31 protein-coding genes are annotated in these 21232 nt (G+C 45.0%); 22 read left to right on the top strand and 9 right to left on the bottom strand.

Annotation, left to right across the window (positions count from 1 at the left end; all coding sequences use genetic code 11):
- Positions 1–126: 126 nt before the first annotated feature.
- Positions 127–1443, bottom strand: a complete 1317-nt coding sequence (locus tag AC0J20_RS14830; RefSeq protein WP_473022258.1) for a hypothetical protein — start codon at positions 1441–1443, stop codon at positions 127–129.
- Between the two features lie 209 nt (positions 1444–1652).
- On the opposite strand from AC0J20_RS14830, the gene AC0J20_RS14825 reads away from it, so the two are divergent.
- From AC0J20_RS14825 to rpsQ, 17 genes are all read left to right on the top strand, one after another.
- On the top strand, positions 1653–1880 hold the full coding sequence (locus AC0J20_RS14825; RefSeq protein WP_473022257.1) for a hypothetical protein: 228 nt from the start codon (positions 1653–1655) through the stop codon (positions 1878–1880).
- A 479-nt stretch (positions 1881–2359) separates the two neighbouring features.
- A complete protein-coding gene (locus AC0J20_RS14820) occupies positions 2360–2671 on the top strand; it encodes a class IIb bacteriocin, lactobin A/cerein 7B family (RefSeq protein ID WP_473022256.1) in 312 nt (103 codons plus the stop codon).
- Positions 2672–2681: 10 nt separating this feature from the next.
- Positions 2682–2831 (top strand): class IIb bacteriocin, lactobin A/cerein 7B family, encoded by a 150-nt coding sequence (locus AC0J20_RS14815; RefSeq protein WP_473022255.1) that lies wholly within the window; start codon positions 2682–2684, stop codon positions 2829–2831.
- 72 nt (positions 2832–2903) lie between these two features.
- The gene (locus tag AC0J20_RS14810) at positions 2904–3215 is read left to right on the top strand and encodes a hypothetical protein (protein ID WP_473022253.1); all 312 of its coding nucleotides are present in this window, start codon (positions 2904–2906) and stop codon (positions 3213–3215) included.
- Between the two features lie 171 nt (positions 3216–3386).
- Positions 3387–3560: a hypothetical protein gene (locus AC0J20_RS14805; RefSeq protein WP_473022251.1), complete on the top strand. Its 174-nt coding sequence runs from the start codon at positions 3387–3389 to the stop codon at positions 3558–3560.
- A 208-nt stretch (positions 3561–3768) separates the two neighbouring features.
- Entirely contained in the window at positions 3769–3981 is a 213-nt protein-coding gene (locus tag AC0J20_RS14800) for a hypothetical protein (protein WP_473022250.1), read from the top strand.
- 221 nt (positions 3982–4202) lie between these two features.
- Positions 4203–4514 carry a 30S ribosomal protein S10 gene (rpsJ, locus tag AC0J20_RS14795; RefSeq protein ID WP_229531230.1) on the top strand — a complete coding sequence of 104 codons (312 nt, stop codon included), beginning with the start codon at positions 4203–4205 and terminating at the stop codon, positions 4512–4514.
- Positions 4515–4532: 18 nt separating this feature from the next.
- The gene (gene rplC / locus AC0J20_RS14790) at positions 4533–5171 is read left to right on the top strand and encodes a 50S ribosomal protein L3 (RefSeq protein WP_229531229.1); all 639 of its coding nucleotides are present in this window, start codon (positions 4533–4535) and stop codon (positions 5169–5171) included.
- Positions 5172–5188: 17 nt separating this feature from the next.
- Positions 5189–5794: a 50S ribosomal protein L4 gene (rplD, locus tag AC0J20_RS14785; protein ID WP_229531255.1), complete on the top strand. Its 606-nt coding sequence runs from the start codon at positions 5189–5191 to the stop codon at positions 5792–5794.
- Positions 5791–6090 carry a 50S ribosomal protein L23 gene (rplW, locus tag AC0J20_RS14780; protein ID WP_229531228.1) on the top strand — a complete coding sequence of 100 codons (300 nt, stop codon included), beginning with the start codon at positions 5791–5793 and terminating at the stop codon, positions 6088–6090. Before rplD ends, rplW begins: the two co-directional genes overlap by 4 nt.
- A gap of 14 nt (positions 6091–6104) precedes the next feature.
- Positions 6105–6929, top strand: a complete 825-nt coding sequence (rplB, locus tag AC0J20_RS14775) for a 50S ribosomal protein L2 (RefSeq protein ID WP_473022247.1) — start codon at positions 6105–6107, stop codon at positions 6927–6929.
- A 15-nt stretch (positions 6930–6944) separates the two neighbouring features.
- Entirely contained in the window at positions 6945–7220 is a 276-nt protein-coding gene (gene rpsS / locus AC0J20_RS14770; protein WP_229531226.1) for a 30S ribosomal protein S19, read from the top strand.
- A gap of 10 nt (positions 7221–7230) precedes the next feature.
- Positions 7231–7569, top strand: coding sequence for a 50S ribosomal protein L22 (rplV, locus tag AC0J20_RS14765; RefSeq protein ID WP_229531225.1), 339 nt, complete (start codon positions 7231–7233; stop codon positions 7567–7569).
- A 3-nt stretch (positions 7570–7572) separates the two neighbouring features.
- Positions 7573–8277: a 30S ribosomal protein S3 gene (rpsC, locus tag AC0J20_RS14760; RefSeq protein ID WP_229531224.1), complete on the top strand. Its 705-nt coding sequence runs from the start codon at positions 7573–7575 to the stop codon at positions 8275–8277.
- A 2-nt stretch (positions 8278–8279) separates the two neighbouring features.
- Positions 8280–8690 carry a 50S ribosomal protein L16 gene (rplP, locus tag AC0J20_RS14755; RefSeq protein ID WP_473022245.1) on the top strand — a complete coding sequence of 137 codons (411 nt, stop codon included), beginning with the start codon at positions 8280–8282 and terminating at the stop codon, positions 8688–8690.
- Complete coding sequence (gene rpmC / locus AC0J20_RS14750; protein ID WP_229531222.1) at positions 8690–8881, top strand: 50S ribosomal protein L29; 192 nt, start codon at positions 8690–8692, stop codon at positions 8879–8881. The genes rplP and rpmC overlap by 1 nt, the downstream gene beginning before the upstream one ends.
- A complete protein-coding gene (rpsQ, locus tag AC0J20_RS14745; RefSeq protein WP_229531221.1) occupies positions 8881–9129 on the top strand; it encodes a 30S ribosomal protein S17 in 249 nt (82 codons plus the stop codon). The genes rpmC and rpsQ overlap by 1 nt, the downstream gene beginning before the upstream one ends.
- Before the next feature lie 76 nt (positions 9130–9205).
- Here the strand turns inward: rpsQ and AC0J20_RS14740 are convergent, their stop codons facing one another.
- Positions 9206–9430, bottom strand: a complete 225-nt coding sequence (locus tag AC0J20_RS14740) for a hypothetical protein (RefSeq protein ID WP_473022244.1) — start codon at positions 9428–9430, stop codon at positions 9206–9208.
- Positions 9431–9840: 410 nt separating this feature from the next.
- On the opposite strand from AC0J20_RS14740, the gene AC0J20_RS14735 reads away from it, so the two are divergent.
- The 3 genes from AC0J20_RS14735 to AC0J20_RS14725 all read left to right on the top strand — a co-directional run bounded on the left by AC0J20_RS14735 (position 9841) and on the right by AC0J20_RS14725 (position 13690).
- Positions 9841–10908 (top strand): hypothetical protein, encoded by a 1068-nt coding sequence (locus AC0J20_RS14735; RefSeq protein ID WP_473022243.1) that lies wholly within the window; start codon positions 9841–9843, stop codon positions 10906–10908.
- Between the two features lie 153 nt (positions 10909–11061).
- Complete coding sequence (locus tag AC0J20_RS14730; protein ID WP_473022242.1) at positions 11062–12708, top strand: AMP-binding protein; 1647 nt, start codon at positions 11062–11064, stop codon at positions 12706–12708.
- Positions 12709–12955: 247 nt separating this feature from the next.
- Positions 12956–13690, top strand: a complete 735-nt coding sequence (locus AC0J20_RS14725; protein WP_473022241.1) for a queuosine precursor transporter — start codon at positions 12956–12958, stop codon at positions 13688–13690.
- On the opposite strand, the gene AC0J20_RS14720 is transcribed toward AC0J20_RS14725, so the two are convergent.
- The 7 genes from AC0J20_RS14720 to AC0J20_RS14690 all read right to left on the bottom strand — a co-directional run bounded on the left by AC0J20_RS14720 (position 13687) and on the right by AC0J20_RS14690 (position 19671).
- Complete coding sequence (locus tag AC0J20_RS14720) at positions 13687–14154, bottom strand: very short patch repair endonuclease (RefSeq protein ID WP_473022240.1); 468 nt, start codon at positions 14152–14154, stop codon at positions 13687–13689. The genes AC0J20_RS14725 and AC0J20_RS14720 overlap by 4 nt on opposite strands.
- Before the next feature lie 14 nt (positions 14155–14168).
- On the bottom strand, positions 14169–14525 hold the full coding sequence (locus AC0J20_RS14715; protein ID WP_229531211.1) for a hypothetical protein: 357 nt from the start codon (positions 14523–14525) through the stop codon (positions 14169–14171).
- Between the two features lie 110 nt (positions 14526–14635).
- On the bottom strand, positions 14636–15301 hold the full coding sequence (locus AC0J20_RS14710) for a response regulator (protein ID WP_473022239.1): 666 nt from the start codon (positions 15299–15301) through the stop codon (positions 14636–14638).
- A gap of 103 nt (positions 15302–15404) precedes the next feature.
- Positions 15405–16640, bottom strand: coding sequence for a mechanosensitive ion channel family protein (locus AC0J20_RS14705; RefSeq protein ID WP_473022268.1), 1236 nt, complete (start codon positions 16638–16640; stop codon positions 15405–15407).
- A 5-nt stretch (positions 16641–16645) separates the two neighbouring features.
- Positions 16646–17530: an acyltransferase gene (locus AC0J20_RS14700; protein WP_473022238.1), complete on the bottom strand. Its 885-nt coding sequence runs from the start codon at positions 17528–17530 to the stop codon at positions 16646–16648.
- Between the two features lie 5 nt (positions 17531–17535).
- Positions 17536–18426, bottom strand: coding sequence for an acyltransferase (locus AC0J20_RS14695; RefSeq protein WP_229531208.1), 891 nt, complete (start codon positions 18424–18426; stop codon positions 17536–17538).
- 48 nt (positions 18427–18474) lie between these two features.
- Entirely contained in the window at positions 18475–19671 is a 1197-nt protein-coding gene (locus AC0J20_RS14690; RefSeq protein ID WP_473022237.1) for an Nramp family divalent metal transporter, read from the bottom strand.
- 195 nt (positions 19672–19866) lie between these two features.
- Between AC0J20_RS14690 and AC0J20_RS14685 the strand changes: the two genes are divergently transcribed.
- Together AC0J20_RS14685 and AC0J20_RS14680 are read left to right on the top strand one after the other, a co-directional pair.
- On the top strand, positions 19867–20562 hold the full coding sequence (locus tag AC0J20_RS14685; RefSeq protein WP_473022236.1) for a substrate-binding periplasmic protein: 696 nt from the start codon (positions 19867–19869) through the stop codon (positions 20560–20562).
- A 121-nt stretch (positions 20563–20683) separates the two neighbouring features.
- On the top strand, positions 20684–21232 hold the full coding sequence (locus AC0J20_RS14680; protein ID WP_229531205.1) for a GbsR/MarR family transcriptional regulator: 549 nt from the start codon (positions 20684–20686) through the stop codon (positions 21230–21232).

Raw genomic sequence — 21232 nt, 5'->3', positions numbered from 1 at the left:
ATTTCTTCATATTTCGTAACTGTCACTATGACACAGGTTTAAGTTACAGGACAAAACTAATCATGCTCGACGGCGTTGAGGAATACGGTGAGTATTTGTAAGTGGCATCAAGTTACAGGTTAAAGTCTAATCTTCGGCAGACTTTCTGAGAAACTGAGCGTCTTGCCAGGACCAGATGCGTTCCGGAGATTTGCTTATATCTGTTGGGCTGGTATTCCATAAATAAACGTCTTTGTGCCAGGCTCCTCGGAAATTAATCAACACTGATGCAATTCCAAGTAAATAAAAAAGCACAAATGCTGGTTTCAAAAAACGTTCAGACTGCAGGATGTGTTTCATTGGGAAAATCAAAAAATAAAACAGAAAGGGTAAAACGTCAGAAAAAAATCTTGGGCCATAAGCATGCCCACCCCACCAATGAGGAAAGCTGGAAATAACTATCCAGTGGCAAACAATGATCAGCGCGAAGTAGCCATCTAAACTGCGTTTGTCAAACCTTGAACGGCACAGCAAATGATATAAAGCCACACAAAGAAAAGGGCTGTAAATCAAAAGCCCTCTGGCCGGGCTTATCAGGTTTCCAGCCATTGCCTCCACAAAGTGTTCGCTGGCAAACACTCTGCCGGAGTTGTAATAGCCTGGCAATAGTGAATCAAAGCTCAGGTAATTGAAAATAAAAAAACACAGGGCGAATGGCACTGCAACGGCGATAAAGCGAAAAAACTCCGAGCGATGATTTAGGCCTATGTACAGCATAAAAAAGACAATGGGGATCGCATTGGTGGGGCGGACGATAAATGCCAGAGCGAGTGGTATCGCTATAAATTTGACGAGTTTTACATTGTTTTTAGCTTGAATAAGCAGGTACAGGCTTATGGCTAACAATAACATAGAAGGCCCATGTTGCCACAAGGCTCTGCTCGTTGTGGACCAGGCTGCGGTTCCAAACGCAAATAATGTGGCAAACATCAAGGAACCTGACAAGGTTAAATAATGTCTCGCGATCAGATACATAAAAACACAGCATAGAGCAGTAAAAAAACTGGCAATTACCTTTTCTATTAGTGGATGGATATGAATCAACGTCGGATTGTCAGTCTCTATTCCTCGGGCTGCCAAAATTTCGATTGCACTGTTTTTGGCCATTTCTGAGTGGCGCATTGTCCAGCTAAAAATTTCGTCAGCAATCACCACGAATGGCATTGACAACAATGAGGTTCCCACCGGGAAAATAGAGTAATAACTGTGGTTTATTTTCTCTATTGCGTAGTGGTTTTGCGTTTCTAGTAGGGACTGGTATTCGTTCAGGTTTGCATTGCCCTCATGCCAAAGACTCAGGCTGGTGTGCACACTCCACCTCGAGTCAAAGGACGTCATAATCGGAGAGCAAAGATAAACAGCAAATATCACCAAAAAAATCATGATCAGAGGGCTCTTTTTCACCGGCACTCTGGTAGCTGGCTCAACCTTTGAGGGTTCTTTTATGAATTGCAATGCACTATCTCTTGAGTTGTAACGCGAATATTCTAGTGTTTTGGCGCACATCAAAACAAGCAAAAACTGTACTTCGGTACAGGTTACATACCAGCAACAACGAAATAGAATGACGGATTGAGTAGCAGAGTAAACGATATTATTGGGGGAGTAAATCCATGATCAAGAGACCAGCGATAAAGGATCAGTACGTGGAAATTATCATTTATATCGCATTTGGTGCATGTACATTGGCATTGCTGGCAAGTTCACTTGATTACTTCACTGATAAGTCTGAACCGGAATTCTGGGAGGTGGTGCCCTGGTATATACCGATATTCTGCCTGACCTTATTTTGGGAGGTATTGTTTATTCAGAGACGAAAAGGGCAGGCAGGCGGTAACTGAAAAAACGATAGATGTATATTTATTGCGGTTCTTCGCAATGGTAGGGGCATTGTTAGGTTTTTAAGCAAAATATGCTTACCCCCGTCATTTTTGTGGGGAGCGCAATAATTATACTGTTTGTGTATTTAGCGAGTGTTGCCGGGCATCGAGGACCAAATCGATGACCAAAAAGTTACATTAGGTATTTGAGCGGCATTGGATTAGTGGTAGGAGCCACGGCGACCGAGTCTCCCCGGGAGACTGCGTTATATTGTAGTATCGGCCCTTTTTGTGGTGGTTTAAATTTAAATCATTTCTTTTACCTTGGAGAATATATCTAGCGCTAGCATTGGTAATACTACAGGTTCATTCTACGTAAGTGTTAACCGGACAACTCGGCCATAATCATGGAAAGCATCCGAAAGTACCGGTGCGTAATATTACGTTTTCTTCCCCGTATACCCCGCAAACATTAACCGCTTCCCAGCCCTGTAACGTCTATGCATATCCCTAAAGCAAAGAAAATATGCGGGGCGGTGAAAACCTGTACTTTGGTACAGGTTACAAACAGAAAAATATTTGCCATCATGGTGTTGTGTCAATGGTTGACACAAACATTAAATAAACAGTCCAACGCAGCGACGTTGGCAAGGAGATGGAATATGAATGAATTAACGTTTGATGAAATTAATGAAGTGAATGGTGGGGTTTTGCCTTTCGTTATCGGAGTGCTGGCAACAGATGCTTTTGCGATAGGTTTTACTGCCGGGGCTATTACTGGTTATGCAACGGTTAAGAGTTTGTTCAAATAAGAGGGAGTTAATGGTGAAAGAGCTTAGTTTTAATGAAATTTCTGAAGTTAATGGTGGTGTTATTCCTCTGGTAGCAGGAGCGATTACGATTGGTAAGGCTTTTTCCGCCGGCTTTGGATTCGGTGTTGCAGTTGGTTCAATTACAGCCTGGATATCTTAGGGTAAAAAAGCACCGGTCAGGCTCTGGCCGGTGAATATAGTTGATAATGAATTATTTTACTAAGGTGAAAAAATGAGCGAACAAGCAGTTGTACTTCGCGCTTTATTCAAGCTTTGTGCAGTTTTACTATTGATGTTTTCTATCGTTACATCATTGTATTGGGGAAAGCACCTGGTTGCTTGTGCTTTAGGAATACTGAGCATTTATATGATGTTATTAGCCTGGCGGAAGATAAAAAAGAGCATTGTTTTGTATCTCATATGCCTGGCATCTGTGTCTTGTTCTCTGGTATTCAGTTATGGTTTAAGTGAGCCTTTACTGGTTACGATTCTGTTATTTTGTGGTGGGATGCTTTACGTTTATTTTTGGCTTGTGAAAGACTAAATAATAAATTACCAGTGGTAAATTTATTTCGTCGACAATCATACTGCCCATTGTACTTATGTGTTGACCAGGCAATACGGCCAATTCGTTTGTAAGCTTAAATGTTCATTTATTAAAGAACGGCCTGTTAAACAATATACAACCTATCAGAAAGCAAAAAACATCGTGAATATGAACTACAAATCCTTTTTTGAAATGTCATGCATTGTTGAAGGGGCCGCTCTAGCCATTTTCCTCGGGTATGAGATGTATGCTGTTCCAGCTGTAATATTGGCGAAATGGGGATTATTTGCCACTGCTTTGGCGTTCAAAGCCATTCTAAAAAATGTTCAAGATAATTCATAATCATTCCTGGCTGCTTGTATTGCGTATCAAGTATTCCTGGTTCAGCAAACACTATTATAGTTAATACAAGGGACCGTCATTAAGGTTGGGTATTCGTGTCTATCGAACCCATATCAGAAAGGTTAGTGGTTTAATTTGTCTGTGACCTAAAAATACCAGAGTGAAAAATAGGCAGTCCGTCAAGGATTGCCTTCTTAGGAGATAGAAAATGAAAGCGAAATTTATTCAGTATAGTATTTTAGGGCTGGCAATTATGAATCTGCTTTCCCTTTTGTATAAAATGTTTTTTGTGGATGGCATTTCATTTGAACTGGCAGAGTTTCAAAATTTTCTGCTGTTATGGATTTTGGCAGAGCTGTTAGAGCAACGAAATAAAGCGGCAAATAGTAATGCTGTGGAAGAGCAACAAGTTCAGCCATAATAGTAGCCTTATATTGCAAATAACCCTTGCACAAATATTAAACATGCGTATAATGCGCGCCCACTGAGTTCATAGAACCAGTCCCTGAATGCATTATTTATAAGGCTTTTGGGAACTAACAGGGCCTCAATTGGAGGTCATCGTTATATAGGCACCCCTCCCCCAATAATAGGGCGGTAGGAGTGTATTTTTTTGTTCTTTATCGTTTGGAGCTTTGGTCGATGGCTAATCAAAGAATTCGTATTCGCTTAAAAGCGTTTGATCATAAATTAATTGATCAGTCTACAGCGGAAATTGTAGACACCGCCAAACGTACTGGTGCGCAAGTAAGTGGTCCTATCCCACTTCCTACTCGCAAAGAGCGTTACACCATTCTTATTTCACCTCACGTAAACAAAGATGCGCGTGATCAGTATGAAATTCGCACTCACAAGCGTTTGGTCGATATCATCGAACCTACCGACAAAACAGTCGACGCTCTGATGAGATTGGACTTGGCTGCCGGCGTTGATGTTCAAATCAGCCTGGGCTAAAGAGAGAGGGTGTAAAAAATGTCGATTGGATTAATCGGTCGTAAAGTAGGTATGACTCGTATCTTCACTGAAGAAGGCGGTTCTGTACCTGTGACTGTTATCGAAGCTACCCCTAACCGTATTACACAGCTTCGTACTGCCGAAAAAGATGGCTATCGCGCTTTGCAGGTAACTGCTGGTACAAAAAAGGCTAACCGTGTTAATAAAGCTGCAGCAGGTCACTTTGCTAAAGCTGGCGTTGAAGCGGGCCGTGGTTTGTGGGAATTCCGTTTAGGTGCTGAAGAAGGCACTGACCTGGAAGTAGGTAAAGAGATCACTGTCGAGATCTTTGCTGACACAAACTTGGTTGACGTAATTGGTACTTCTAAAGGTAAAGGTTTTGCCGGTGCAATCAAGCGTTGGAACTTCAGTTCTCAGCGTATGACTCACGGTAACTCTCTTTCACACCGTGCCCCTGGTTCTATTGGTCAAAACCAATCACCAGGTAAAGTTTTCAAAGGTAAGAAAATGGCCGGTCAGTTAGGTAACAAACAAGTTACTGTACAGTCTCTGGAAGTCGTTAAAGTAGACGCTGAAAACAACCTGCTTCTGGTTAAAGGTGCTATCCCTGGTTCTACCGGTGGTGATGTAATCGTTAAACCAGCGGTTAAAGCGTAAGGTCTGGGAGATAGATGATGGAATTAGCAATTAAAGATGCGCAAGGCGCACTTGAAGTTTCAGAAGCTACTTTTGGCCGTGAGTTTAACGAAGCTCTGGTTCACCAGGTATGTGTTGCTTATGCAGCGGGTGCCCGTCAGGGTAGCAAAGCGCAAAAAACGCGTTCTGAAGTACGTGGTGGCGGTAAGAAGCCATGGCGTCAAAAAGGTACTGGCCGTGCACGTGCTGGTACAATCCGTAGCCCAATTTGGGTTGGCGGTGGTCGCGCATTCGCGGCAAAACCTCAGGATCACAGCCAGAAGGTAAATCGTAAGATGTACCGTGGTGCGATTAAAAGCATCCTGTCTGAATTAGTTCGTCAAGAGCGTTTAATAGTTGTTGAAAACTTCGGTGTTGAAACTGCTAAAACTAAAGATTTGGTTTCTAAGCTTAAGCAGCTAGAACTGAAAGACGTATTAATCGTGACTTCTGAAGTTGATGAGAATCTGTTCCTGTCTGCACGTAACCTTTACAAAGTAGATGTTCGTGACGTACAGGGTATCGATCCAGTTAGCTTGATTGCATTCGAAAAAGTTTTGATGACTAAAGATGCAGTGAAGCAATTAGAGGAGGCATTAGCATGAACCAGGAACGTCTTTTAAAAGTCATTCTTGCTCCTCACGTTTCTGAAAAGAGCACTGTTTCTGCAGAACTGAATAACACATTGGTTTTCAAAGTAACCACTGATGCTGCTAAAGCTGAAATCAAAGCCGCTGTTGAGTCTTTGTTTGAAGTTGAAGTTGCTGGCGTACGCACTGTAAACGTGAAGGGTAAAACCAAGCGTCACGGTCTGCGCACTGGTAAGCGTAAGGATTGGAAAAAAGCCTACGTTACTTTGAAAGAAGGTCATGACATCGACTTCGTCGGTGGCGGTGAGTAATAGGAGTTATTGACATGGCATTAATGAAAGCTAAGCCGACTTCTGCTGGTCGTCGTCACGTTGTAAAGGTCGTTAACCCTGACTTGCACAAAGGTGCACCTTATGCACCTTTGCTGGACAAGAAAAGTAAGTCTGGTGGTCGTAACAACGGTGGTCGTATCACTGTTCGTCACATCGGTGGCGGTCACAAGCAACACTACCGTATTGTTGACTTCAAACGTAATAAAGACGGCATCCCTGCGAAAGTAGAGCGTCTTGAATACGATCCTAACCGTACTTCTAACATCGCTTTAGTATGTTATGCAGATGGTGAGCGTCGTTACGTTTTAGCCCCTAAAGGCATGAAGGCCGGCGATCAAATCTTGTCTGGTGCTGATGCGCCTATCAAAGCAGGTAACACTTTGCCAATGCGTAACATCCCGGTAGGTACTGTTGTACACGCTATTGAGATGAAGCCAGGTAAAGGTGCGCAAATCGCGCGTTCTGCTGGTGCATATGTACAGATTTTGGCGCGTGAAGGTGCATACGTTACCTTGCGTTTACGTTCCGGTGAGGTACGTAAAGTTCCTTCTGATTGTCGTGCGACAATCGGTGAAGTTGGAAACGCTGAGCACATGTTGCGTTCTTTAGGTAAAGCTGGTGCAACCCGTTGGAGAGGCGTTCGTCCTACCGTACGTGGTGTTGCAATGAACCCAGTTGATCACCCACATGGTGGTGGTGAAGGCCGTACCTCTGGTGGTCGTCATCCGGTTTCTCCTTGGGGTAAACCGACTAAAGGTGCAAAAACACGTAAGAATAAGCGTACTGATAAGTTCATCGTACGTCGTCGTAACAAGTAATAGCGAGGATTCACCATGCCACGTTCTCTCAAGAAGGGTCCATTTATTGACCTACACTTGTTGAAGAAGGTTGAGGCTGCAGTGGAAAAAGGCGAAAAGAAACCAATTAAAACCTGGTCTCGTCGCTCTATGATCATCCCAGATATGATTGGGTTGACCATTGCAGTCCATAACGGTCGCCAACACGTTCCGGTATTCGTATCGGACGAAATGGTAGGCCATAAATTGGGCGAATTTGCGCCAACACGTACTTATAAAGGCCACGTGGCCGATAAGAAAGCGAAACGATAAGGAGTAGACAATGGAAGCTTTAGCTAAACACAGTTTTGCTCGTATTTCGCCTCAAAAAGCGCGTTTGGTAGCAGATCAAGTTCGCGGCTTGCACGTAGAAAAAGCTCTTGAAGTTTTGACGTACAGCCCTAAAAAAGCAGCCGATCTGGTTAAGAAAGTTCTTAACTCTGCGATCGCGAATGCTGAGCACAATGAAGGTGCTGATATCGATGAGCTAGTTGTAGCTAAGATCTTCGTTGACGAAGGTCCTACTATGAAGCGCATCAAGACTCGTGCGAAAGGTCGTGCGGATCGCATCTTCAAACGCAGCAGTCACATCACTGTTGTAGTAGCGGACAATCAGGAGTAAACAATGGGACAGAAGGTACATCCTACGGGCATACGCCTGGGTATCAGCAAACCATGGGTTTCTACCTGGTACGCCGGTACAAAAGATTATGCTGATAACCTGTATTCTGATCATCAGGTTCGTCAGTATCTGACTAAGAAATTGAAAAATGCATCTTTGTCAAAAATCGAAATCGACCGTCCTGCGAAAAGCATCCGTGTGACTATTCACACTGCTCGTCCAGGTGTTGTTATCGGTAAGAAAGGTGAAGATGTAGAAGTACTTCGCAAGCACGTGTCTAACCTGGCAGGCGTTCCTGCTCAGATTAACATCGCTGAAGTACGTAAGCCTGAACTAGACGGTCAATTGGTAGCTGATAGCATCGCTAGCCAGTTAGAGCGTCGTGTTATGTTCCGTCGCGCCATGAAGCGTGCCGTTCAAAACGCTATGCGTTTAGGTGCCAAAGGTATCAAGGTTGAAGTAAGCGGTCGTTTAGGCGGTGCAGAGATTGCTCGTTCTGAATGGTATCGTGAAGGTCGTGTACCACTACACACTTTCCGTGCTGACATCGATTATGCAACTTCAGAAGCGTTGACTACTTACGGTATCATCGGTATCAAAGTATGGATCTTCAAAGGTGAAGTTTTGGGTGGTTTGCCAACTAAGGCAGAGCAGCCAGAGCAACAACAGCCTAAGAAGAAGGCGCGTCCTGCTAAGAGAGGAGCGTAATCATGTTACAACCAAAACGTATGAAATTCCGCAAGATGCACAAAGGCCGCAACCGTGGTCTGGCATCTGGTAATAAAGTAAGTTTCGGTACTTTCGGTTTAAAATCGGTTGGTCGTGGCCGTATGACTGCTCGTCAAATCGAAGCAGCTCGTCGTGCAATGACTCGTCATATTAAACGTCAAGGTAAAATCTGGATCCGTGTGTTCCCTGACAAGCCAATTACTGAGAAGCCTCTTGAGGTTCGTCAAGGTAAAGGTAAGGGTAACGTTGAATACTGGGTATGCCAGATTCAGCCAGGTCGTGTGTTGTATGAGATGGAAGGTGTGCCAGAAGAATTGGCGCGTGAAGCTTTCGAACTTGCAGCAGCGAAATTGCCGTTTAAGACCACTTTTGTAACTCGGACGGTAATGTAATGAATGCATCTGAATTAAGAGAAAAGAGCGTAGAAGAATTGAATGCGCACCTGATCGAACTTCTTCAGGAGCAATTCAATCTGCGCATGCAAAACAGCACTGGTCAGTTGGCGCAAACGCACCAATTGAAAACAGTTCGTCGTAACATTGCGCGTGTTAAAACCATTTTGACTGAGAAGGCAGGTGCCTAATGACTGAGAAAACTCGTACAGTACAAGGTCGTGTGGTTAGCAACAAGATGGATAAAACTATCACTGTTGCAGTAGAGCGTCGCGTGAAGCACCCTATCTATGGGAAATTCATCAAGCGTACTACTAAGTTACACGCACATGACGAAAGCAATGCATGTCAAATGGGCGACGTAGTCACTCTTCGCGAGTGCCGTCCATTATCCAAGTCTAAAAACTGGATGCTGGTTGACATTGTAAGTAAAGCTTAATCTTTTAAGGTTTACAGCGAATTGAAAAACCCGCCTTTTGGCGGGTTTTTTGTTATGTCGGCTTCCCGGTAAGTGATTACAGGGTAAATGGCACAATCAACGGTATCAGCAAATACTCACTGATAAGAATGCCAAAGAACAGGGCAATCCATACGTTGAGCTTCGCCAAAACCCACCGAACACCCTCCAGATTTTCCGGAAAGTCCTGAAACAGTCCAACACCGCATATCCGTTTAATTGCATAGGCTATTAGCAGTACCAGGGTGCAGATTAACGTTGTGTGTAATAAGTAAAGTTTCATCTTCGTTCTTGAATCCTGAAATTGTATTTTTGAAAAAATCCTCGCCAACAATCCTTACCATAAAAGTGCCCAAGACAATGAGAGGGTTTACCGGAGCCCGGCAAAACTACCAGCCCGGTATTTAAGGGTTTTGGCATGGTATCCACAGTAAATTGTTTGGTGGGCGAATACAGCTGTACCAAAGTACAGGTTTGGGTTTGGCAACAAAACGCCGGGCGACAACCGGGGCTGTGTTAGTAGCAAGAGCACTATTGTGGAGGTTAAATATCCATAAAAATCTGAGACGGTGAAATAGTAACGCAATATTGTGAAGTTTTATGGTTCAACGAGGGGTTCACATTGATTTTTTCCAGATTTATTAGCTAATCTTAAAAGAGCTAACAGAATAAGCCATTCAACAGAGAACTCTCATGAGTAATAGTCCTCGCCCTAAATCAGGAGCCAATGCTCCGCAAATGAATGCTCCGAGACCACCCAATTCATCGGGAGCGGGGCCTAATGCACCCACCATGAATGCACCACGGCCGCCAGGCGGCCCGAATGGCTTAACAGCGGATACTATGAAACGCCTGAACGCTCATATAGGTCAGGGGCGAACGACTATTCATACCCGCAGCGAAGCGCGAATGCATGAAGAGCGCGCTTATATCTATGACCGGATGTCGAAAGGTGCCGTGATGACGGCAGCGTTAAATGCCAAAACTAAAATAAGTCCCTTTTCCACCTTAAAGGGAGCCGACAGAGACAGCCTCACCAAAGAAGCCATGGCACTCAAACCTTTTAAACATGACATGAAGGCCAACAACCCCGAGGGGGCACGTGCCGAAAAAGTGGGTAAAACCGCGAAGTATACGAAGACCGGCGCAGGTGTGGTGAGTGCCGTCGGAACCGGCGTTACCTTGGTTAATCCATTGGCGGGTGGCATTACCAAAGTTGCAGCTACCGGCGTTGGCATCGGCGCAGGTATAGTCGCTGCGACTGCCTATGATCGGGCCAGTAAAGCATATGGAAAGAATGTTAACGACAATGCCTCCGGAGATGCCATGTTCGCTAGCCATATTGCGGCCGCAAAATCCGACCTCAATAAAGAAAAGCGCAACAACATGATCGCTTCCACCATGCTATCAGGTGCATTCAGCGGTGTGGGCCAATTAAATGCTGAACTGATGAGTGGCGCATCTGAAGGAGTCAGAATGGCCGCCAAAGCGATACATAACACGGCAAAAGGTACATCATCTTATCTGACCAAAGAAGCCATGGATAAAAGTGAAGGACGACACAAATCAGAAATCGTAAACCTGATGATGCATCAGCGCTCAAGGCAACATGACAAACCCGGCCTCATGATGCCGCCCAAAGCGACAGTAATCGGCGCTCCACCGGATCTGCAGCGTCAAAACGCTACCCGCAACGTCAATACCGGTGCTGGCCCACAATTACAACGACAAAACGCATCAAGACCCCTGAAAGGTACCTGAAACCGGAAACTGAGAGTGCTGTAAGGCAATGTCTTAGAACACTAATCAGAAATTTTCTGATCATCATCGTGTGTTAATGCTTTCATTTTTTGGCTACTTCTGACTAATATGAGCCCTTGCACAGTGCAAAATTTACCAGGAGTTTTAGCGTAAATGAATACGGTTAACCTTTCCCTACCTGCTGAAAAGCTTACCTACTGGATGGTTCAGGACAGTCATCGCGAGGTTTTGTTTCAACCCAGAGGTGGGCAAATGCTCACGTTTACCTGGAAAGAAATTGATACTGAAGCCCGAAAACTACTTAGTTTTTTTCGCGCCCAAGGGCTGAAGTCGGGCGACAAGGTTGCCATTTTATCGAAAAACTGTGCCCATTGGATTATCGCAGATATTGCGCTGATGTATGGCGGACTGGTCAGTATTCCAATTTATCCCACAGCCAATGCCGAAACCATCAGTTATGTGCTGGAGCATTCAGAAAGCAAAATGATGTTGGTGGGTAAACTGGACGACTGGCAATCTCAGGTGAGTGGCATTCCGGATACTATGCCTAAAGTGGCTTTTCCTTATCCCACTATGCCGGCAGAATATCAGTGGGACACGATTATGCAGGACAATGAGCCCGCTGATAGTGTTTCACCGGTTGCCGCAGACGATCTAATGACGATTCTGTATACGTCCGGCAGCACCGGTAATCCCAAGGGGGCCATGCATACCTATCAGAGCTTTGTAAACGCCGGTAAAAATGTCGGAGAGCGTTTAGCGGTTACACCCGACGATCGCATTATGTCCTATTTACCGCTCTCTCATTGTACTGAACGGGCTTACGTGGAATCCACCTTGCTGAACTATGGATTAAAGGTGTACTTCGTGGATAGCCTGGATACCTTTGCAGCCGACCTTGGCCATGCCAAACCCACAATTTTTGGTTCGGTACCGCGTCTCTGGACTCAATTCCAGAAAAAGATCCTCACTAAAATGCCTAATAAAAAGTTGCAAACCTTGCTAAAAATTCCTTTGCTGGGCGGTATTGTCAAAAACAAAATCAAGAAGCAAATGGGCCTGGATCAAACCCGTATTTTCATCAGTGGCTCGGCACCTCTGTCAGAAAAAATTCTGCACTGGTACAGCAAATTAGATATCAATATCGGCGAAGGTTGGGGCATGACCGAATCCTTTGCTTGTGGCAGTGTGTTGGGACCGGACATGGAGGTGCGAATAGGCACAGTTTCTAAACCACTACCCGGAACCCAGGTGATTATCGCCGAAGATAATGAGATTCTACTGAAAACCGAATCCGATATGCTGGGTTACTACAAAGAAGAAGAGAAAACCAAGGAAACCATTAACGAAGACGGTTACATTCACACCGGTGACCTGGGTGAGTTAAAAGGTGGCTATTTGTCGATTGTAGGGCGGAAAAAAGACATCTTTAAAACTGAAAAAGGCAAGTATGTGGCCCCGATCCCTATCGAGTCTGAATTTGGTGATAATGAATATATTGAACAAATGTGTCTGATGGGAACCCAGCTTGTGCAACCGGTTTTAGTGGTTAATCTCAGTGAGCATGCCGCGGCAATTGAAAAGAGTGAATTGGAAAGCAGTTTGTTGTCTACCCTTAGCACTGTGAATAGCAAACTGGAAGCGCATGCAAAGGTATCTGCCATTATAGTGGCCAGACAGGCGTGGACGACAGACTCTGGTGAGTTAACGCCAACCCTGAAGGTAAAACGCCATATCGTTGAAAAAACCTTTTTACCTGTGGCTCAGAATGTCGAAAAAGGCAAAGTGAGTTGGTATTAACCCTGTGAACCGTCTTTCGGCTCCTGACTGAAACATGACTGGCGGTACCCCGGGAAAGTCCGGTACCGTCAGCTTTCACCACCGTCAGCATTCACCACAATTGACTTCGTCAGTGTTGACCCTGCAATACTGCTCCTGTATTCGCAGTTATTGATTCTGCGGATAGTCAAAACACCGCTTCCGGTGTATTGTTTTACTATCAGTTTGATCCCGAACATCTCCATTGCAAATTCATTGAGACAGTAACATGGCCATCAGAAAGTTAACCGCCGCCAGTGAGTTATCAGCGCAACAATTTCGCTATTATGATTTTTTCATGGCAGCGACTTGTGTGATTATCGTTTGTTCCAACATTATTGGTGCTGCCAAAGTGGCCACAATCGCAGGGTTTACGTTTGGGGCAGGCGTGTTGTTCTTTCCGCTGTCCTATGTGTTGGGTGATGTACTCACCGAAGTTTATGGTTATTCACGGGCCCGGCGTGTCATTTGGGCTGGGTTTGCTGCAGCCGCGTTTGCCGCTGCTATGGCGGCATTTATTACTGCAATGCCACCGGCTGATAACTGGAATCAGAATCTCGGCGGTATTGATACCCAAACCGCCTTTGCCCTGAACTTTGGCCAGGTACCACGCATCATTTTCGCATCCATGTTAGCTATCTGGTGTGGCGAAATGGCCAACGCTTTTGTGATGGCCAAAATGAAAGTTTGGAGCCAGGGTAAGGCACTTTACCAACGCACTATTGGCTCTACAGTGGTGGGGCAGGGCGTGGACACCTTACTGTTTTACCCATTGGCTTTCGGAGGCATCTGGTCAACAGAATTGCTTGTCACTGTGATGGTGAGTAATTATATTCTGAAGGTGTTATGGGAGGTGATGCTGACGCCGGTTACCTACAAAATTGTTGGTAAATTAAAGCAGGCTGAGGGCGTTGATGTGTACGATAAAGAAACCCGCTTCACGCCATTTTCTATCAGGCGCTAGCTCAGCTCAAAGCCTTTATGCGATATTGTAGCGGCCTGCCTCTCAGACAATACAAACTCTTCCAGGCGCATTGATAATTCAGCTGGCGCCAGGCGATGTTTCCCCTTGAGGCTACACTCCCAGATAATCAGGCGACGAATACTGTGTAGTTTTAGCGTTTCCTGCACTTTCTGGTCACGTTGTTGATTGGCTTTAATCTTGTGTAGCCAAAATTCGGTTCTGGTGGCAGGGACTTTAAACAGATGACATTGATGCCCATGCCAGAAACAGCCATGCACAAATAAGGCAAGCTGTTGTTGCGGCAGGTAAAAGTCCGGTCTGGTGTCGTGGAGGTGAGGTTGTGCCTGGCTATCGAATTGCAGGTCCTGCAATAATTTGGCTATTTGCAATTCGGGTTTGGTGTCACGATTTTTAATCGCTGACATGTTTTTGCGTCGTTGTTCCCGGGAGTGCACATCGGTCATGATTTTACATCGGTTCAGGGTCTGAGTTCGATGCGGGTAATTTCGCAGTGGCCAGGATCTTCTGCCCGTTGTTCTGAATCTTCTCTGGAGATATGAAAATTAACTTCCACAGGCCTGTTTTGCCGGATAGCGAGTTTGGCGATTTCAATACCTTGCAGATCTTGTGGCGCAAAACGCAATTCAGGGCAACTGGCCCGCTCACTGGTGCCCTTTAATACTAACCAGGTGTGAAATGCCGCTTCAGCGCTTTGTGATGCCTGTGAATAAAAGGATTTTACCAGCCCCCGGCCGGAAACTTCGACGTAATGGCTTTGTGCCGCCAGTGAACCACTTAAACTAAGTGCGATGAGGATTGTATTAACGCTTTTCACAATAGTCTGACTTTTGTAATGAGATCAAACTACAGACTAGCAGGCTATGCTTAAATTAAAAATGAACAGAGCCACAACGGAAGTGGCTCAATCTGTCGAAATCATCTGTTTTATGCCGGCAGTCGGAATCGGTATCCGGCACCGTAGACTGACTCTATGATGTTTTCTTTAACACCTGAGTCCTTGAGCTTTTTGCGAATATTCTTGATGTGGCTGTCAATTGTGCGATCAGTAATGTCGCCGGTATTGCTGTACACTAAATCAATAATTTGTTGTCGGGAATAAATGCGTTCCGGGTTTTTAAACAGCAAACGATACAGGCTAAATTCCAGAGACGTCAGCGGGATTTCACTACCTTTGTATGAAATCTTGTGTTTGTCGTCGTCCAGACTAAAGATAGAATAATACACGTGGTCTGAGGTGCGACGCAGAATCGCCTGAACCCGCATGACGAGTTCAGGGGCGCTGAAAGGTTTGCACATGTAGTCATCGGCACCGGCTTCCAGTCCAATAAGTCTGTCGACTTCCTCGGATTTTCCGGTCAGCATAATAACCGGAATATTCGAAAATTCCCGAATCTCGCTACAGCATTGCAAACCATCTTTACCCGGTATAACCAAATCCATAATGACCAGATCAGGTTTATGATCGCGTACATAATCGACGACGTGATCCCCTTTTACAATGTGATGAGTTTTAAAACCATTGGCTTCAAGAAAGCGTTGTACCTGTAATGCAATATCAGGGTTGTCTTCAACTACGAGTATTTGCTGCATATTTGTTATTCACCTGTTAATCACTTTGGCGATTATGTCATTTGTTGTGTGATGTAGGAGGCTAACATAATGATGAATTGTGCAAACAAAATGAAGAAGCAAGCTATTCGGAATTTACGACGGCAGACTGCAACTGAAAAGGCTTGAGCTTAAACTCAGGCAGTATGGCAATACAATGGTCAAAGATATCGGATTGAATACCTTCATAGTTTACCCAGTCTTTGTCCTGACTAAAGCAGTAAATTTCAATGGGGAGTCCGGTTGGCGCCGGGGGTAACTGGCGAACAATCAGGGTCATGTCCTGATTTACCTGTGGGTGTTGTTTCAGGTAGTTTTCAACGTATTTTCGATACACACCAATGTTGGTAAATTTGTTCACGTGCAACGCTTTATCTGGCGCAATTTTCTGATCAGATTTTTGCAATTCGGCCTTAAAGGCATTGAGGTAATCAGACAACAGTGCAATCTCACTTAACCGGGACAATTGTTCATCGCTGCAAAAATCGATGGACTGGATATCAATATGGATGGCGCGTTTAATTCGTCGGCCACCGGACTCCTGCATTCCCCGCCAGTTTTTGATGGACTCATTCATCAGTGCATAGGTTGGGATCGTGGAGATGGTCTTATCCCAGTTTCGCACTTTAACCGTGGTTAGGCCGACCGCCATTACTGTGCCGTCTGCATTGTATTTTGGCATCTCTATCCAGTCGCCATTGGTAACAGTGCGATTGGCGACGATGTTTATGCCGGAAACAAAACCCAGAATAGTATCCCGGAACACCAGGATGATAATCGCCGTAAGAGCACCGACGCCTGACAATAACAGCGTGGGGGATTTGTTGAGCAATTGCGATACGATTAATAATATCGCAATGACCAGGAACAACAGTTTAGCAACCTGGATAAAGCCATCAATAGGCACCCGGCTGGCATATCGTGAGTTGGCGTATATCGCCTGAACACTGTTAAAAATGGCGAAGATGGCTCTGGCGGCGGCTACAATTAAATAAATGAGGCTCAGTTTAAGGGTAATCAGCAACGCAATGTGTTCAGCTTCCAGCGCATAGGGGGCTCCCAGATGCAAAAACGTTGCGGGAATGATATGGGCAATGCGCCTGAAAAACCGGCACTGGTGCAGGGTCTCATTCCAGTGGGGTTTGTTACTGAAGATCAGGCCGGTTAAGCGCTGTTGTAAAAATAGTCGAGTTATCCTCAGGCTTAACCAGGCTGCAACCACCATCAAAGCCAACATGCTTGAAATGAAAAGCCAGTCAGACTGCGCCACTGAAATCTGGTGTTCGTTTAGCCACTTTGCCAGGGTTTCCCCAAGGTGCATGTCTTTCACGCTTTTAATTCCTCAAGAATGGCGGTTATTTTGGCATCTTTTTGTTGCCAGCGCTGATTCAGATCTTGTTGGAACCCAATGCGAAACGTTTCATCATTAAAGTAATCACCAATCAGCTCCTGGCTAACCGGCAATACATCCACCACAAAAACGATTTGCTTCAGGTTACCGCTTAACATGTCCCTCATAACTACTCCCTTGTTGCCAGGGTAAATCAGGGTGACATCCAGAATGTTTTGAAACAGTTCTCCCATCGCTGCAAAAGTAAACGCAATACCTCCGGCCTTGGGCGGTAACAGATGTTGCAATTGATTGCCTTTGGCCGCTTTTTTGGCTGGCGTAAAGCGGGTACCTTCCACAAAATTGATAATGGTGGTGGGCGCGTTGCGGTACTTTTCGCAGTGCTTTTTAGTGGTTTCTATGTCTTTGCCTTTCAGATGTGGGTGCTTATTAATGTAGGCCTGGCTATAGCGCTTCATAAAGGGCATTTCCAGTGCCCAGGCGGCGACACCCACAAAAGGTAGCCATATTAATTCCTGTTTCAAAAAGAACTTCGGTGTAGGAATACGTTTATGGGTAAAAGCAATCAATAATATAATATCCAGGTAACTGATATGGTTCGCGATAACCAGATACCAGCCCTGAGGGTCCAGTTCCCCATTGATTTTATATTCCACATCAATATTGTTGAAAAACTTAATCATGGCAACGCTACAGGTACCAAAACGAGCCACTATCACTTTTAGCACAGCGTCTACCGGCCTTCGCAATATTTTGGGCGTAATAAATTTGAGCAACCCAAAAGTAACCGCCAGCGTTGCCCAAATCGCCAGATTTACGGCTTGCAGGGTAAAATGGAGAGGAAAAATAATCAGTCCCATGGGCATCAATATCCGTTTTTTAGTGCTTGTAGTTGTTGGTCTTTATGCTGCCAACGTTGATTTAACCATGACTGAAAAGCCGCTCTTTGACTGGCGTCATCAAAGTAATTACTGGCAATGACTCCTTGCTGTCTCAATGCCGGGATAGAAAGGGTTTCTACCCGCACCTGAATATGCTTCACCTTGCCACATACGAAATCCCAATAATTTGGCGTTCCACCGGGGTAGTAGATAGTGACATCCAGCAACACATTCAGGTTTTTCTGCATAGCTTCCAGCACGAATGCCATGCCACCTGCTTTGGGCTTCAGCAGGTGAGTAAACTCTGATTGTTGTTTCTGGTGTTTTTTCGGGGTTATGCGTGTGCCTTCCACAAAATTCATAACACTGACCGGTTTAAATTTGAATTTGCGACAGGCTTCTTTAGTGGCTTCCAGGTCTTTGCCTTTCATTTCCGGGTGTTTTTCCAGGAATTTACGGCTGTAGCGTCGCATAAAGGGGAAGTCCAGTGCCCACCAGGCCAGACCCAAAAAAGGCACCCATATCAGTTCTTTTTTTAGAAAAAACTTGAGGAAGGGAATTTTGCGATTGAATACCCGCTGTAGCACCAGGATATCCACCCATGAACGATGATTGGCGATCACCAGATACCACTCTTTAGGGTTTAATTTGTCGATGCCTTGCACATCCCAGCGGATATTACTCAGTAAGGTTTGATTGAGATTATTGACGCTGATCCAATTGGAGGCGCAACCATCCAGAATATAGGAAATTAAGGTTTGCCAGGGCTTAACCGGGAGAAGCTTCAGAAACGACAATCCGAAAATAGGAATAAACCAAAAGACGGTGTTTACAAAATAAATAAGTACCGAAAAAGAACCAACTAACTGACGCATTGTTTACCACTCAACCAAACGAGGCGACATAATACTGAATTTTACGCTTTAGCTAAACAGCGAAATAACTTTGTATAAGCCCAGGCCTGTTACCAGCAACACAATACAAATGCCCAGTAAATTCTGCCACCCCGAGTTGCGCCATTGTCCGAGGACTTTGGCGTCATTGCAAAACCACAACAGACAAAGTGCAATAAATGGGAGTAACAAACCATTACTGGCCTGAGCCAACATAATGGCTGTTAGCGGTTTCAGAGATAAAAAGCACAGCAGAGTACCTATGGTGATAACGCTTAACCAGATCATTCTGAATCGGGGCGACTGCAAATCAACGGACCAACCCAGTGCGCCACATAGTGCGTAACTGGTGGCCAGCGGAGCTGTAACCGCACTGGTTAACCCGGCGGCAAACAGGCCTAATGCAAAAAATGCCGGAGCAAAGTCGCCAAGCAGTGGCCTTAATTGCTCGGCGATATTGGACATATCTGGCGCAATACCCTGGCTAAACCAGGTGGCGGCGGCTGTCGACAATATTGCGATAGTGACTAATCCCCCCAGACCAATGGCAAATAGGCTGTCTTTGCGCAATAGTGAAAGTCGCTGTTCGTGACTTTTTTCTGTCTGAAACTTTGCTGCCAGACTGGCGTGTAAAAACAGGTTGTAAGGCACCACAGTGGTACCAATCAGGGCAATCGTGGTAATTGTCGCTGCAGAGGGTAATGAGGGAACGAACAGACCAGATAACAATTGATTAAACTGAATATCAGATGCAAAAAAGGTGAGCAAAAACACCAGACTCATCAGTAAAACCAGTAAGGTTAGTATCGTCAACAAGGTTTGAAATTTGCCCTGATATAAAATCGCGGCAGCAGCAATACCGAGCAACAGGCTCCAATACTGAATTTCACCCCCTAACAGATTGGTTAGTCCCATGGCGGCACCGGTCAGGTTGCCTGCCTCGTAGGCGGCATTGCCAATACCAATGGCGCAGACTATCAGGGAAATTATTGACCACTTAAACAGCGGTTGACTAAATCGTTTGTTTAGCGCTTCGGCCAAACCGGCTCCGGTGGCAACGCCCAGTCGGGCTGCCATTTCCTGCAACACCATTGTTGCAACAATCGAAAACAGTACCGCCCATAGCAGGGCATAACCGTAGTGGGCACCAGCCAATGTCGCTGTTGTGACCGTACCCGGACCGACGAACGCGGCGGCGATCAAAAATCCTGGACCTGTTTTATTCATGTTTCTGACGTCTCTTTTTCTGGGATTTCCACATCAGAGTAAAAGGGATTGCTTAATTTAGAAAGTCCTAAATATTGTGACGCTCGTTTGTTGCAAAGAATATGATCCACTATGCTTATATCACAGGCTTGAATCTGCAGGTCAGTATGTTGAAGGTTCCTCCTGGTAATGTGCTTATTTACTTGGCAGAGAACTATGAAATCTTTGTTATTGGTTTTTCTATTTGCTCCCGGTCTGATAGCTTGTGAAGCAATGCTAAAAGTTGGTGGTGATCTTGAGTGGCCTCCCTATGCCTACATTCAGCACATGGAAGTACAGGGCGAAGATGTGCAACTTGCAAGAACTGTATTTGACAAAGCCAACTACTGTTTAACCTTTATTGACATGCCCTCTGTAGACCGGGGCATAGAGGAGTTGCACGAGGGTGACCTGGATGTTCTGATGGCGGCTAGTTTTAATGAAGCTCGTGGCAAAAAGGCGTGGTTTAGTTCGCCTTATCGCCAGGAAACAGTCATATTGTTTAGTCATACACAAAGTCAAATAACCGGAAAAACAATACAGGATCTGTTTCAGCGAGGTGCTAGTTTCGCGGTGAATTCTGGTAGCTTCGCGGGAGATGCTTTCGGCATACTGGAACGAGAATACGCACAACAAATTATTTATTTGTCTTCAACTGCGCAAAGGCTTTTAATGCTGAATTCCGCCAGAATTGATTTTGTCGTAGAAGATCAGTTTGCGGGTCTGCATATTGCGAAAGAAAATCAGCTACTCAATATAAAAGCCACTGAGCACATTGTGTACCAAGACCCAATTCACTTTATGCTCAGTCGAAAACGCTTTGATCAGCAACGCGTATCACAAATAAATCGGATCATTGAAGCACTACAATAGTCACTATTGTTAATGCCTCGCTAATACATTCCCCATTATTCAGTTACACCTGAACAAATAAAGCTTGCTTTAAATTAATAATATTTTAAACTTTCAGAAAATATTGAAACTTTAGAAAGTTGTGAATATGACACCAATCGTAGAATCCTTTGTTTTGCATTTCGGCGAAATGGGCAGCCGTTGGGGCTTTAATCGTACAGTGGGGCAAATGTATGCCTTGTTGGTCGTTAGTAAAGACCCTCTGACGGCAAATCAATTGGCCGAAGAGCTTAATATTTCCAGAGGTAATGTTTCGATGGGGATCAAAGAGCTGCAATCCTGGCAGCTGATCTGTACCAAACACATCCCCGGAGATCGCAAAGAGTATTACCTTGCGCTTGGCAGTATCTGGGATATGGCCATGAAGGTGTTTGAAGAACGCCGCAAGCGGGAGGTGGATCCGACGCTATCCATGTTGCGCGGTGCTTTGCTGCAAAAATCCGGAAATGACAAAGACGCCTATGCTCAGGAAAAATTGCACGAAATTCATGACCTGTTGGAAACCGTTACCACCTGGTCTCACGAACTGCAAAGCATGAACCCAGACAAATTGAATACATTGATGAAGCTGGGATCAGGTGTTGGCAAAGTACTGGATTTCAAAGAAAAGGTACTTAAAAAGTCCAGTTAG

This window comes from Planctobacterium sp. R6 (genome assembly GCF_055755215.1).
This window is presented reverse-complemented; position numbering and strand designations above follow the sequence as displayed.